The sequence below is a fragment of the Sphingomonas sp. genome (genome assembly GCF_041661885.1).
Classification (GTDB): domain Bacteria; phylum Pseudomonadota; class Alphaproteobacteria; order Sphingomonadales; family Sphingomonadaceae; genus Sphingomonas.
Genome location: NZ_JBAZTL010000003.1, coordinates 471,632 through 484,533 on the forward strand (window position 1 = coordinate 471,632; position 12,902 = coordinate 484,533).

General features: G+C 64.3%; 14 protein-coding genes. 9 read left to right on the forward strand and 5 right to left on the reverse strand.

Annotated elements, in window-relative coordinates; translation table 11 throughout:
• The first annotated feature begins 123 nt into the window (after window positions 1–123).
• The 8 genes from WC704_RS08705 (at window position 124) to WC704_RS08740 (ending at window position 7,453) form a co-directional block, all read left to right on the forward strand.
• The gene (locus WC704_RS08705; RefSeq protein ID WP_372889513.1) at window positions 124–981 is read left to right on the forward strand and encodes a helix-turn-helix domain-containing protein; all 858 of its coding nucleotides are present in this window, start codon (window positions 124–126) and stop codon (window positions 979–981) included.
• A 105-nt stretch (window positions 982–1,086) separates the two neighbouring features.
• Window positions 1,087–1,500, forward strand: a complete 414-nt coding sequence (locus WC704_RS08710; RefSeq protein ID WP_372889514.1) for an SUF system Fe-S cluster assembly regulator — start codon at window positions 1,087–1,089, stop codon at window positions 1,498–1,500.
• Between the two features lie 124 nt (window positions 1,501–1,624).
• Complete coding sequence (sufB, locus tag WC704_RS08715) at window positions 1,625–3,109, forward strand: Fe-S cluster assembly protein SufB (RefSeq protein ID WP_372889515.1); 1,485 nt, start codon at window positions 1,625–1,627, stop codon at window positions 3,107–3,109.
• 351 nt (window positions 3,110–3,460) lie between these two features.
• Complete coding sequence (gene sufC, locus WC704_RS08720; protein ID WP_372889516.1) at window positions 3,461–4,342, forward strand: Fe-S cluster assembly ATPase SufC; 882 nt, start codon at window positions 3,461–3,463, stop codon at window positions 4,340–4,342.
• A 106-nt stretch (window positions 4,343–4,448) separates the two neighbouring features.
• Entirely contained in the window at window positions 4,449–5,237 is a 789-nt protein-coding gene (locus WC704_RS08725; protein WP_372889517.1) for a SufD family Fe-S cluster assembly protein, read from the forward strand.
• Window positions 5,238–5,361: 124 nt separating this feature from the next.
• Window positions 5,362–6,588, forward strand: coding sequence for an aminotransferase class V-fold PLP-dependent enzyme (locus tag WC704_RS08730; RefSeq protein WP_372889518.1), 1,227 nt, complete (start codon window positions 5,362–5,364; stop codon window positions 6,586–6,588).
• The gene (locus tag WC704_RS08735) at window positions 6,585–7,055 is read left to right on the forward strand and encodes an SUF system Fe-S cluster assembly protein (protein ID WP_372889519.1); all 471 of its coding nucleotides are present in this window, start codon (window positions 6,585–6,587) and stop codon (window positions 7,053–7,055) included. The genes WC704_RS08730 and WC704_RS08735 overlap by 4 nt, the downstream gene beginning before the upstream one ends.
• A gap of 44 nt (window positions 7,056–7,099) precedes the next feature.
• Window positions 7,100–7,453: a HesB/IscA family protein gene (locus WC704_RS08740; protein WP_372889520.1), complete on the forward strand. Its 354-nt coding sequence runs from the start codon at window positions 7,100–7,102 to the stop codon at window positions 7,451–7,453.
• On the opposite strand, the gene WC704_RS08745 is transcribed toward WC704_RS08740, so the two are convergent.
• Window positions 7,450–7,902: a MaoC family dehydratase gene (locus tag WC704_RS08745; protein WP_372889559.1), complete on the reverse strand. Its 453-nt coding sequence runs from the start codon at window positions 7,900–7,902 to the stop codon at window positions 7,450–7,452. The genes WC704_RS08740 and WC704_RS08745 overlap by 4 nt on opposite strands.
• A 197-nt stretch (window positions 7,903–8,099) precedes the next feature.
• Between WC704_RS08745 and WC704_RS08750 the strand changes: the two genes are divergently transcribed.
• A complete protein-coding gene (locus tag WC704_RS08750) occupies window positions 8,100–8,357 on the forward strand; it encodes a hypothetical protein (protein WP_372889521.1) in 258 nt (85 codons plus the stop codon).
• A 37-nt stretch (window positions 8,358–8,394) separates the two neighbouring features.
• On the opposite strand, the gene WC704_RS08755 is transcribed toward WC704_RS08750, so the two are convergent.
• From WC704_RS08755 to uxuA, 4 genes are all read right to left on the reverse strand, one after another.
• Window positions 8,395–9,015: an aspartyl/asparaginyl beta-hydroxylase domain-containing protein gene (locus WC704_RS08755; RefSeq protein WP_372889522.1), complete on the reverse strand. Its 621-nt coding sequence runs from the start codon at window positions 9,013–9,015 to the stop codon at window positions 8,395–8,397.
• Window positions 9,016–9,217: 202 nt separating this feature from the next.
• On the reverse strand, window positions 9,218–9,655 hold the full coding sequence (locus tag WC704_RS08760; RefSeq protein ID WP_372889523.1) for a GNAT family N-acetyltransferase: 438 nt from the start codon (window positions 9,653–9,655) through the stop codon (window positions 9,218–9,220).
• Window positions 9,656–9,792: 137 nt separating this feature from the next.
• On the reverse strand, window positions 9,793–11,694 hold the full coding sequence (locus WC704_RS08765; RefSeq protein WP_372889524.1) for a glycoside hydrolase family 2 protein: 1,902 nt from the start codon (window positions 11,692–11,694) through the stop codon (window positions 9,793–9,795).
• A gap of 26 nt (window positions 11,695–11,720) precedes the next feature.
• A complete protein-coding gene (gene uxuA / locus WC704_RS08770) occupies window positions 11,721–12,893 on the reverse strand; it encodes a mannonate dehydratase (RefSeq protein WP_372889525.1) in 1,173 nt (390 codons plus the stop codon).
• Window positions 12,894–12,902: the final 9 nt, after the last annotated feature.

The window sequence follows — 12,902 nt, forward strand, 5'->3', positions numbered from 1 at the left end:
ACCCAAGAAGCTCCGAACAGGGGGCATCTTTCCTTCGGCCCGGATGGTATACCATCCGGGCCGCTTTTATTGGCCTTTAAAAAAGACTATGCTTCATCCCTTCGTATGCAGGGGTGCGACGTAGTGGTAAATGTCGATTTGAATTACGCGGTTCCGGCGACCGATCTGGCAGAATATATAACATTGTTTTACGATTTTTCGGCCTACGTTGCGGTGCTGGAAGATGTCGAACGTGCCGATTACGCGCAGCTCCGCTTTCACCTGTCGCCAGGGCAGGCGATTTATTCTTTCCCCGACGGTACGGCACAAGAAGCGCCCAAGGTTCATATCCTTGGCCCGACCAGTGGCGCGCGCAGCGTGCGCGTGGCGGGGCCTGTCGCTGTGTTCGGGATGGGGCTGACGGCGTCGGGATGGTCGGCAATGGTTGGGGCAGACGCCTCGACCATGCTCAACCGCGTCATCGACGCGGGCGACCTGTTCGGCGCGGCGCGATTGCAGGCGGTAGCGCGGGCATTGCACGAATCGCCTGGTATCGTTGCGCGTGTCGCCATCGCCGAGGCGTTGGTGCGCGATCTGGTTCACGGCGCGGATTCGCATTGCACGGGCTTCGTGCGGCAGGTCGATGCGTGGCTGACGGCGAGTCCGTCCCCGGAAATGGCGGATTTGATCGCCGCGACCGGGCTTTCGCGTCGCCAGATTGAGCGCAAGTGCAACACCTTGTACGGCGCGCCGCCCAAAGTTCTGGCGCGCAAATATCGTGCGCTGCGGGCCGCAGTGGCGATGTTGGCGGAGGACGAGGCAGTGGGCGATGCGATCGACCGCGGTTTCTACGATCAGTCGCACATGATCCGCGAAGTGAAGCAGTTCACCGGGCTGACCCCGCGCCAGATTCGCGCCGATCCCGGATTGTTGTCGCAACTGACCATTTCGCACCGCAGCGCCTTTGGCGGGGTCGTCAGTCCGTTGATAAGCGAAACGTAACGGTTCGGGGTGCGATAGCGCAACGGCATTGCGGCGCATGAGGGCTTGACCCGACTCGTCGCTGCGCCCATTTGCAATCGGACAAATTCAATCCGATTGGACCCGATGCGTCTTTCCAGCCTTGCCGACTATGCCGTCGTAATGATGTCCGCCGCCGCGCGACATTGCGGCAGTGCGGCCAAGCTGAATGCGACGACGCTGGCCGACGAGACCGGTCTGCCCTTGCCGACGGTGCAGAAATTGGTCAGCCGCTTGTCTGCCGGGGGCTTGATCGAAAGCACGCGTGGTACTGGCGGTGGTTTCCGCCTGTCGCGCCCGGCGGCGGCGATTTCGCTCGCGGAGATCATCGAAGCAGTCGAAGGGCCGATCGCTTTGACCGCGTGTGTCGAGGAAGGCCGCCACGATTGTGCGCTGGAAGGCGATTGCCGCGTCAAGCCGCACTGGAACGTCGTCAACGGTGCCGTGCGCGGCGCGCTCGACGGCGTTTCGCTCGCCAGCCTGTCGAGGATGCCGGCATGAGCGCCGCCAGCACCATTTTTTCTCTCCGCGTCTCCGCGTCTCCGCGTGAACAGAGGGTTTTGTTCACGCGGAGGCGCGGAGACGCGGAGATTTTTGCAGGTCGCTGTGCGACCGGAGTACGATAATGGCCACCAAGAACGCCGAAGCTTACGAAGCCGTCAGCAAGAGTTACGAATGGGGCTTCCATTCCGACATCGAGCAGGACTTCGCGCCCAAGGGCCTGAGCGAGGATACCGTCCGCTTCATCTCCGCCAAAAAGGGCGAGCCCGAATGGATGCTCGACTGGCGGCTGCAGGCCTATCGCCTGTGGCTAACGCTCGACACGCCCGATTGGGCCAAGCTGCAGATCGACCCGATCGACTATCAGGACGCGTATTATTACGCCGAGCCCAAGGCCAAGCCCAAGCTCGGCTCGCTCGACGAAGTCGATCCCGAAATCCTGCGCGTCTATGAAAAGCTCGGCATCCCGATCGAGGAGCAGAAGATGCTCGCCGGCGTCGAGGAGCTTGGCGAGGACGGCCAGCCCAAACGCCGCGTCGCGGTGGACGCGGTGTTCGACAGCGTCTCGGTCGCCACCACCTTCCGCAAGGAGCTGGAAAGCGCAGGCGTCATCTTCCGCTCGATCAGCGAGGCGATCAAGGAATATCCCGACTTGGTGCGCAAATGGCTGGGTAAAGTGGTGCCGCAGCATGACAATTACTTCGCGGCGCTCAATTGCGCGGTCTTCAGCGACGGGACCTTCGTGTATATCCCGGAGGGCGTGCGCTGCCCGATGGAGCTGTCCACCTATTTCCGCATCAATGCCGAGAATACCGGGCAGTTCGAACGCACGCTGATCGTCGCCGACAAGGGGAGCTACGTCTCCTATCTCGAAGGCTGCACCGCACCGATGCGCGACGAAAACCAGTTGCACGCCGCGGTGGTCGAACTCGTCGCGTTGGATGACGCCGAGATCAAATATTCGACCGTGCAGAACTGGTATCCCGGCGACGAGAACGGCAAGGGCGGGATTTACAATTTCGTCACCAAGCGCGCGCTCTGCCAGGGGCGCAATTCCAAGGTGTCGTGGACCCAGGTCGAGACCGGCAGCGCGATCACCTGGAAATACCCGTCCTGCGTGCTCAACGGCGAAAATTCGGTCGGCGAATTTTACTCGGTCGCGGTGACCAACAACCGCCAGCAGGCCGATACCGGCACCAAGATGATCCACAATGGCAAGGGGTCGCGCTCGACGATCGTGTCGAAGGGCATTTCGGCGGGCCGCTCGGACAACACCTATCGCGGGCTGGTGCGCGTGGCACCCGGCGCGGAGGGCGTGCGCAACTTCACCCAGTGCGATTCGCTGCTGCTCGGCGACCAGTGCGGCGCGCATACCGTGCCCTATATCGAGGTCCGCAACCCGAGCGCGCAGATCGAGCATGAAGCGACCACTTCGAAGATTTCCGACGACCAGTTGTTCTACGCGATGCAGCGCGGGCTCGACCAGGAGGCGGCGGTGGCGCTGATCGTCAACGGCTTCGCCAAGGAAGTGCTGCAGCAACTGCCGATGGAGTTTGCAGTCGAGGCGCAGAAGCTGCTGGGGATCAGCCTTGAGGGGAGCGTGGGGTGATTTTTGGGTGGGAGCCCATACCCTGGAAACTGGGTTTTCTCGGTTCGCGGAGATTGAAACAGGGCTTCCTTGAGCGGAGTACGCTCCCATTAGACTGGCGCGCGGCAACTGAGTCCGATTGGCCTCCGGTCGAAGCGTTAGGTGATGATTTCGACTGGGCTCGACGTACGGGAACAGGTTTCGTGGCCGAGAGAGACGAGGAGAATCTCTTCCTCATTCACCGCGATTGGTTCGGTTGGCCCGATCCGCCGGAATGGGGATTGGCCTCACGTTCCAAAGCGGACGGCAGTTGGTATTTGTGGGGCAGCTTCGACGCTGTGCCCGAAAATTGGAAAGTTCCGGAAGTAGCTCATGCTCAAAATCACTGACCTCCACGCCGAAATCGACGGCAAGGAAATCCTCAAGGGCCTTTCGCTCACCGTCAATGCGGGCGAGGTCCATGCGATCATGGGGCCGAACGGCGCGGGCAAGTCGACGCTGGGCTATGTGCTCGGCGGGCGGCCCGGTTATGAAGTGACGGCGGGGAGCGTGTGCTTTCTTCCTTCCCACTTCCCCGGCGAAGGCCGGGGCCCAGTCTCGGTGCCCTTGGAAACGAAGCACAGCACTTCGCCATCGGCACTTCCGCAACTGGGCCCCGGCCTTCGCCGGGGAAGTGAAGAAGGGGAAAGTGACGGCGGCTGGCTCGATTTGCTCGAGATGGCCCCGCACGAGCGCGCCGCCGCTGGCCTGTTCCTCGGCTTCCAATATCCGGTCGAAATCCCCGGTGTCTCCAACGTGCAGTTCCTGCGCGAAGCGCTCAACGCGCAGCGCAAGGGCCGCGATGAAAAGCCGCTTTCGGGTGCCGAATTCCTCAAGCTCGCCCGCGCGCAGGCCGATGCGCTGAGCATGGACCAGGACATGCTCAAGCGCCCGGTCAATGTCGGTTTCTCGGGCGGCGAGAAGAAGCGCAACGAGATGGTGCAGATGGGGCTGATCGACCCCAAGCTCGCGATCCTCGACGAGACCGACAGCGGGCTCGACATCGATGCGCTGCGCATCGTCGGCGAGGGCATCAACCGCATCATGCGCAAGCCCGACAAAGCGGTGATCCTCATCACCCATTACGAACGCTTGCTGAGCTATGTCGCGCCCGATTTCGTGCATGTCCTCTCGGCAGGGCGGATCATCCGCTCGGGCGGGCCGGAGCTGGCAGCGGAACTGGAGCGCGAAGGCTATGCGGGGGTGGTGGCGTGAACCCGGCCCTTAATCCTCCCCGGCACGGGGAGGGGGACCGCGTAGCGGTGGAGGGGGCTCTCAACGAGCGCTCCGCCCGTGGCACGCCCCCTCCACCCTTCGCTATATGCTCAGGGTCCCCCTCCCCGTGCCGGGGAGGAGCGCAGTGACGCTCGCCCTTCCCACACGTCGAGATGAGTCCTGGCGCTACAGCGACCTCGACGCCGTCGCCTCGATTTGGCCGGTCCCGGTGCCCGAGCTGATCGAGGTTGCGGCGGGTGAATCGCTCGCGCGCGTCATCGTGCAGGACGCCGCGACCGATGCCGTCGCGATCCGCGATTACCGCGTGATCCTGCGCGAAGGGGCCTCCGCGACCTTCCATGTGCTCAACACCGGTGGCAAGCTCGGTCGCGTGACGATCGACGTCACCTGTCATGCGGGCGCGCATTTCGAACTCGGCGGCGCGATGCTCGGCGCGGGCGAACAGACGCTGGAGATCGTCACCACGCTCAACCATATCGAGCCGAACGCGACCTCCAACCAGGTCGTGCGCTCGGTGCTCGGCGGGCGGGCGACGGGCTCCTATCTCGGCAAGGTCGCGGTTGCGCGCCATGCGCAGAAGACCGATGCGGCGCAGTCGGTCAAGGCGATGCTGCTGACGCGCACCGCCACCGCCAATGCCAAGCCCGAACTCGAAATCTTCGCCGATGACGTGAAGTGCGCGCATGGCGCGACCGTCGGCGAACTCGATGCAAATGCGTTGTTCTACCTCGCCTCGCGCGGCATCGCCCCGGCAGAGGCCAAGGCGATGCTGCTGCGCGCGTTCATCGGCTCGGTGTTCGAGGGGATCGCGGACGCCGCCGACCGCGACCGCGTCGAAGCCGCAGCGCAAGCCGCGCTGGAGCGGATGCTGTGAGCGGGCTTGGCCTGCTCCCCTCCCTGGAAGGGAGGGGTAGGGGGTGGGTCGGCCCGTTGTTCGGGCGACCCGCATTCCGCGCGCCAACCCACCCCCTACCCCTCCCTTCCAGGGAGGGGAGACAATGAGCGTGCTGACCGTACCCAAAGCCGAAACCGACGCCCTCGACCACCGCGCCGATTTCCCCGCCATCCCCGCAGGCTGGGCCTATCTCGATACCGCCGCCACCGCGCAAAAGCCGCAAGCGGTGATCGACGCGATCACGCGCGGCTATGACACGAGCTATGCGACGGTGCATCGCGGCGTGTACCAGCGATCGGCCGATATGACGCTCGCCTTTGAGGCGGCGCGGCGGCGCGTCGCCGCTTTCCTGAACGCCGGGTCCGAAAACGAGATCGTGTTCGTGCGCGGCGCGACCGAGGGCATCAACCTCGTGGCGCAATGCTGGGCAGGCACGCAGTTGAAAGCAGGCGACCGCATCCTGCTGAGCCAGCTCGAACACCATTCCAACATCGTGCCGTGGCAGATGGTGGCCGAGCGGCTGGGCGTGGCGATCGACGTGATCCCGCTGACGTCTGACCATAAAATCGACCTCGACGCGATGGCGGCGATGATCACGCCCGCCCACAAATTGGTCGCGCTGGCGCATGTCTCGAACGTGCTTGGCTCGCTGCTCGACGGCAAGCGCGCCGCCGACATCGCGCATTCGGTCGGTGCCAAGCTGCTGCTCGATGGCTGCCAGGCGGTGCCGCGCATGGCGGTCGATGTCACCGCGCTCGATTGCGACTTCTACGTCTTTTCGGGCCACAAGCTCTACGGCCCGACCGGCATCGGCGTGCTGTGGGCGCGGCCCGATCTGCTCGAAGCGATGCCGCCTTATCAGGGTGGCGGGTCGATGATCGACAAGGTCAGCTTCGCCAAGACGACCTATGCCCCCCCGCCGGGCCGGTTCGAGGCGGGCACGCCGCATATCGTTGGCGTGCTCGGACTCCATGCTGCGATCGATTATGTCGAAAGCATCGGGCTCGACCGCATCCATGCGCATGAAACCGCCTTGGTCACGCTGACGCGCGAAGCGCTGTCGCAGATCAATTCGCTCACGCTGTTCGGGCCCGAGGCTTCCGCCGGAATCGTCAGTTTCAGCATCCAGGGGGTGCATCCGCACGACATCGGCACCATCTTGGACGAAGCGGGCGTCGCGGTGCGGGCCGGGCATCACTGCGCGCAGCCGCTGATGGAGACGCTCGGCGTCCATGCAACGGCGCGCGCCAGCTTTGGCGTTTACAACACAGCAGACGATGTCGCCGCGCTGGTGCGCGGGATTGAACGAGTGACGAGGATTTTCGGATGAGCGACCGGATCGAAATCGAGGAAGTGGCCGCAGTCGAGCAGCCGCCGCGCGCGCGGGTCGAGGCAGCGGAGGAAACGCCGGGCCAGACGCTCGAGCGCAAGCGCGACTATCTCGAAGGCTTTCTCGCGCAAAAGCCAGCGGGCGATGCGGGGGGCGAGCCCGGGGGCGCGCTGTACGAGGCGGTGGTCGAGGCGTTGAAGGGCATTTACGACCCTGAAATTCCGGTCAATATCTATGATCTCGGGTTGATCTACGGTGTCGATGTGACCGAGGCGGGCCATGCCGTCGTCACCATGACGCTGACCACACCGCATTGTCCCGTTGCCGAATCGATGCCGATGGAAGTCGAGATGCGCGTCGGCGCGGTGCCCGGCATCGGCTCGTCCGAGGTCAATCTGGTGTGGGACCCGGCGTGGGACCCGGCCAAGATGTCCGACGACGCCAAGCTTGAATTGGGAATGCTATAAAATCCCCCTCCCGCAGGCGGGAGGGGAGAAGAAGGACGAAGCCGATGACCACCACCACACGGGTACGCCCCGCCGCCTTGATCCTGACGCCCTCCGCCGAGGATCGCATCGCCGTGTTGATGGCGAAGGCACCCGAGGGCGCGATTGGCGTGAAGCTGTCGACGCCCAAGCGCGGCTGCTCGGGCCTTGCGTATTCGGTCGATTATGTAACCGAGGCCAAGCCGTTCGACGAACGCATCGATACGCCCGGCGGCACTCTGTTCGTCGATGGCGGGTCGATCCTGTATCTGATCGGATCGACGATGAACTGGGTCGAGGACGATTTCGCCGCAGGCTTCGTGTTCAACAACCCCAATGCCAAGGGCGCGTGCGGCTGCGGCGAGAGCTTTACCGTCTAACCAGGCGACCGCTGCAACAGTGCCGTCCGCAGGCACTCGCACACCAGTTCGCTCCGTTGGTTGAACATGCGGTGCTGGAACACGACCAGCCCGGCATCGGGGCGTGATTTGCTCGCGCGCAGTTCGACCACCTCGGTTTCGGCGCGCAGCGTGTCGCCGACGAACACGGGCTTGGGCATCACCACCTTGTCATAGCCGAGATTGGCGACGAGCGTACCGAGCGTGGTGTCGCCAACCGACAGGCCGACCATCAGCCCGAAGGTGAAGATGCCATTGACGACGATGCGGCCGAATTCGGTTGCGCCGGCATAGTCCGCATCGAGATGCAGCGGCTGCGGATTGTGCGTCAGCGTGGTGATGAGCAGATTGTCCGTCTCGGTCACCGTGCGGTGAAGCGCGTGCTCGATCCGGTCGCCCACCGTCCAGGCGTCGAAAAAGCGACCGCTCACGCCGCGTGCCGGATCGTGGTGGACACGGGCACCATGCGCGCGGGTAGAGGATGGGGAGGCCATTTCGCCGACACAGACAGGTCCTTGTTTGCCGAACCCCTGTGGTCCGGCGTGTTGGGTTGAGCGCAGTCTCATCGCATGTCATGGGCCCGGCGACAAACCCGCCGGCGACGATTGCGGTTCTGGAAACACGGACGATGGCCAAGAAACACTATCTGACGGCGACGCTGCCCGATGGCTATGTCAAGACGATCGGGCCGACGGCGCTCGATTTCACGCATTATTGGCGGATCGTGGCACAGCTTGACAATGGCAAGACCGAAGTGTTCTGGGGCCATGCCAAATCGCTGGCCGAAGCGCGCAAAAAACACACCGCCGCGCGGGATGCCGCCGCTCAACGCGGGTGGGCGGACTATGTTTTCGAAGTGGTCGAACTGGTCCGGACCCCGGCATAAGCGAAGCGTCGCGCTGCGCCGGTTCGACGGCTGCGCATCACGCGCCCACCCCCGCCGACAGTTTTGCAGCGAGCCAGTCGTTCATCCGCGCGTCGAGGACAAGGTGGACGCGATCGGTCTTGCCTGCGTTGATAACGCTGTGCCGGTCGGCGAGGCGCAGATACCATACGCTGCCGGGCGCCATCGTGACGCGCTCGCCGCTCAGGCGGAAATCGACATCGGGGTTTGTGCACACCGGAATGTGGAGCCGCGCATACCCCCATTCGGCGGCGAGATCGTGGTCGCTATGGTCTTTGATGACCGATCCGGGCGTCAGCCGCATCAAACGCGCGGCGTCGATCGGGCATTTGAAACGGGCAAGGACATCGCGAAAATAGGGGCTGGTTGCGAGAAATTCGGTGTCGTCCCAATCCGATACGCCGGGATTTGAAGTGATCCGCAGGATCGGATGCGTGGCTCCGCGCGGCGCGCGCAGCGGCAGGACGCTCCAATCGCCTTCATAATGTTGCGGGACGAAATGCGCGGTCCACGCGGTCGCTTCGATCCGCTGGAGATCGGCAAGCAGCAAAGCGGGGTCAAACTGGATCGGCAGGCGCAGACGGTCGGCCCACGCCATTGCCGGGATCGATGTCGCCGTTTGTTCGAAAATTTCGCTCACGTGCAGCTCCCACACCCTGGGGGAGTATGCGCTATCGGACAGCGCGCGCCATCCCAAATTTGCCAGGGGCTATTGGCGCATCGGTCCGGCACCAAGGCCGTATGAGCGACGGTCAACCGTCGGCCTGACCGGGGACGCGCCGTTTCCTCCAAACCGGCATCGCCGCAACCAACTTTGCTGGCACCGGCGTGTGACGCCCGGGTTAGGAGACCCGGTTCAGGGGCAGGCGTAGTCTGAGAAGGACGTTCGAATGCCCCGAGGGCCAGCCGACGAATTCGGCCATGCGTTCAAAGCCCGCGCTTTCGTACAGCGCGGGTGCCTGGAAATCATAACTGGCCACCCAAATCTGTTCGACCCCGCGCCGCGCAGCCTCCTCGATAAAGGCGTGCAAAAGGTCACGGCCATAGCCGCGCCCGCGATAGGCCTTGTCGACCCATAACTGCTTCAGCTCGGACGAACCCGCCCAAGTATAGCCTGCGCATGTCGCGATGATGCGGCTTTGCTCGTCGCGGATCACGAAGGCGAGGCCCTGGGCGTCATCATGTCCCGTCGCTTGCCGGTTGTGGTCGTAAATATGGTCCTCGATCGCATCGACCTCGGCGGAGGACATGTCATGAAATGGCTGTATCGCGTGGTTCATTCGGAGGGCTCGACGGTTGGGTGCAGGATCAGGGCAGGCCTGGCCATGCTCCGTTGCGCGGGCGCGCCGCCACCGTCAACGTCCGGGCGAATTGGTGCGTGCCCCGCCGGGTGTCGCCGTGACCGCTGCCGAGCGGCTCATTTTTCCGCCGCCTTGCCCAGATAATAGCCAGCAAGCACGTCGAAAGCCTGCTTGTGCTGCCCCGTTTCGGAGATCAGCCCCTTGCGGTTCCAGCCTTGCTGGAAATCCGGGTTCTGGCGGCGCGGCGAGCGGAAGTCCTTGAGGATCCACGGCGACATACCGCGCAGGGTCGGGAGCTGGTCCGCCATCGCCAGCGTCTTGCGATAATATTCCGCCTGGAACTCCTCGGAGAATTTCTGCTGTTTCGGGTCGTGGAAACCGGCGCGCGCATCGGCCCCGAATTCCGAGAAGATGAGCGGCTTGTCGGCTGGCACGTGCCATACGCTGCTCGCCAGATCGGTCAGCCGATCGGCCGTGTACCAGCCATTATAGGTGTTGATCGCCAGCACATCGAGCGCATCGGCCAGGGGATCGGCCATAGTCATGATCGGCACCGCGCCCGGCGTGCGTTCCACCAACAGGGCGGCGCTGACCAGCCGCGTATCGTCCATCGCGCGCACATCGCTCACCAGCGTCCGCAGAAACGTGTTGCGGGCTTCGGTTACCGGCGTTTCGTTGGCGACGCTCCAGATTGCGATCGAAGCGCGGTTGCGGTCGCGCAGGATGTTCTCCGCGATCATGTTGCGCGCGGTCTTGAGCGTGTCGGGGTTGGACCAGGCGACGCGCCAATAAACCGGCACTTCGCTCCACACGATCAGGCCGAGTTCGTCAGCCACGCGGGTCATCGCCTCGGTATGCGGATAGTGCGCCAGGCGAACGAAATTGCCGTGCAGCCCGTCCTTGATCTCGCCAAGCAAGGCGCGCGCGGCGGCGGGCGTCATTGCGCGGGTCGGTTCAGCGCCCAGTTCCTCTTCGTGCAGCGAGATACCGCGCAGGAAGATCGGCTTGCCGTTGAGCAGGATCTGCGAACCGCGCACTTCCACGGTGCGAAAGCCAATGCGGTCGTGCCAGCGGTCTTCGCCCGCGTCGATCGAGGTGTCGTACAATTTGGGCCGTTCGGGCGACCAGCGTACCAGCGCGCGCGGCGCGGGGAAGGTCGCCCGCCACCGACCGTTTTCGTCGGTGATGCCGGAAAGATCGGCCCCAAGCCCTGCGATATGCAGCTTCACGGCGTGGCGCGCCGCGTGCGGTCCGTCGAGATGCGCGTCGACCGCCAGGCGCCCGTCGCGTGTCATCCGTACCCAGGCGTCGTCGACATAGGTGTCCGGCGTCGCGATCAGCCGCACGGGCCGCGTGATGCCGCCGTAATTCTCCCAATCGGTGACGGGCGGCGGCACCGTTGCCTCGGTCGCCTGCGAATCGACGCCGACGGTGATCTGGTTGTCGCCATCGCGCAGCAATTTGGTCACTTCAAACGCGAAAGGGGTGAAGCCACCCTCATGCCGGCCGAGCGGCTGCCCGTTGAGATAGACGATGGTTGCATAGTTCGCCGCGCCGAAGCGCAGGAAATATCGCCCCTTGCGCTGTTCCGGCGCGGGGAAGTGCCGCTGATACCACATCAGCCCCTGATAATGGCGCAGCTCCGGTGCCTGGGTCAGCCAGGAGGATGGCAGTGTCGCGATCGGTGAGCGGGCAAGGTCGAATTCGTAGAGCACGCGGCTGTCCTCGGCCATCGCCGTGCGTACATCGACTTCACGGTAGCGCTGCTGGCCGGTATCCGGCGTTCCGCCGTGGAAGCCGGCGAGCCCGGAGCGGAACGGGTCGATCGAATAATGCCACGGGCCCGACAAATCAGTCCCGTCGCGCAAATCACCCGCGACCAGCAAGGGGCTATTCGCCGCCGTGGCGAGCGGAAGGACGGGCGAGGGCGACGGTTGCTGCTGCGCCGAGGCGGGCCCCGTGCAGAGGCCAGCACACAAGAGTGTCGCGGCGAGCAATCGGTATGTTACCTTGTTCATCCGTCCGTCTCCCGTTTATGGTTTCGTCAATCGGTGCCGCGCGCAAACGCGATGCCGCGCTCCAGCCCCCGCAATTCGGCAAGCCCCCGCATCCGCCCGAGCAGCGAGTAACCGGGGTTGGTCCGCCGCGTAAGATCGTCGAGCATCTGGTGGCCGTGGTCGGGCCGCATCGGCAGCGATCGTCCGGTGCGCTGTTGCAACCTATGCACCGCGCCGACGATCGCGGCCATGCCGGCATCGCCCTCCAGATGTGCCGCTTCGTGGAACGCGCCGCGCGGCTCGCGCTGGACCGAGCGCAGGTGGACGAAGCCGATCCGGTCGCCCAACCGTTCGACCATGCCCGGAAGATCATTGTCGGCGCGCACCCCGAACGACCCGGCGCAGAAGCACAAACCGTTCGAGCGGTTCGGCACGCGTGCGAACAGATGCTTCAGATCGGCTTCGGTGCTGACGACGCGCGGCAGCCCGAAGATCGGGAAAGGCGGATCATCGGGATGGACGACCAGGTGCAGGCCAAGGTCGTCCGCAACCGGGCAGACCGCTTCGAGGAAGGCGACATGGTTCTCGCGCAACTGGTCGGCATTCACCGTTGCGTAGGTTTGGATCGCGGCGAGGAATTCGGCGGCGGTAAAGCTCTCTTCGCTGCCCGGCAGACCCGCCGTGATATTGGCGGCGAGCGTCGCACGTGCGGCATCGTCCATCGCGGCGAAGCGCGCCGCCGCCGCCGCGATCATGTCGGGCGCATAATCCGCCTCGGCCCCCGGGCGCTTGAGGATGTGCATGTCGTAGGCAGCCACCGCCTCCAGTTCGAAACGCAGCGCGCGTGCGCCGTCCGGCAGCTCCCACGCCAGATCGGTGCGGGTCCAGTCGAGCAGCGGCATGAAATTATACGTGACGACCGTGATGCCACATGCCGCGAGATTGCGCAGGCTCTCACAATATTGCGCGATCAGCCGGTCATGTCCTTCGCTCCGCGTCTTGATCGCGTCATGAACCGGCAGGCTCTCCACCACGGTCCAGCCGAGCCCCGACGCTTCGATCATCGCCTTGCGCGCGGCGATCGCCTCGCGCGGCCACACGTCGCCATTTGCGATCTCGTGCAACGCGGTCACGACTTCCGTTGCGCCGGCCTGACGTATGTCCCGCAGGGAAACGGGGTCGTCTGGGCCGAACCAGCGCATCGTTTGCGTCATGAACATGCCGGAAAC

Coding starts and splice junctions, on each gene's coding strand:
- WC704_RS08710 (WP_372889514.1), top strand. CDS start 1,087: ATGCGTCTTTCCAGCCTTGCCGACTATGCCGTCGTAATGATGTCCGCC.
- sufB (WP_372889515.1), top strand. CDS start 1,625: ATGGCCACCAAGAACGCCGAAGCTTACGAAGCCGTCAGCAAGAGTTAC.
- sufC (WP_372889516.1), top strand. CDS start 3,461: ATGCTCAAAATCACTGACCTCCACGCCGAAATCGACGGCAAGGAAATC.
- WC704_RS08725 (WP_372889517.1), top strand. CDS start 4,449: ATGCTCAGGGTCCCCCTCCCCGTGCCGGGGAGGAGCGCAGTGACGCTC.
- WC704_RS08730 (WP_372889518.1), top strand. CDS start 5,362: ATGAGCGTGCTGACCGTACCCAAAGCCGAAACCGACGCCCTCGACCAC.
- WC704_RS08735 (WP_372889519.1), top strand. CDS start 6,585: ATGAGCGACCGGATCGAAATCGAGGAAGTGGCCGCAGTCGAGCAGCCG.
- WC704_RS08740 (WP_372889520.1), top strand. CDS start 7,100: ATGACCACCACCACACGGGTACGCCCCGCCGCCTTGATCCTGACGCCC.
- WC704_RS08750 (WP_372889521.1), top strand. CDS start 8,100: ATGGCCAAGAAACACTATCTGACGGCGACGCTGCCCGATGGCTATGTC.
- WC704_RS08760 (WP_372889523.1), bottom strand. CDS start 9,655: ATGAACCACGCGATACAGCCATTTCATGACATGTCCTCCGCCGAGGTC.
- WC704_RS08765 (WP_372889524.1), bottom strand. CDS start 11,694: ATGAACAAGGTAACATACCGATTGCTCGCCGCGACACTCTTGTGTGCT.
- uxuA (WP_372889525.1), bottom strand. CDS start 12,893: ATGTTCATGACGCAAACGATGCGCTGGTTCGGCCCAGACGACCCCGTT.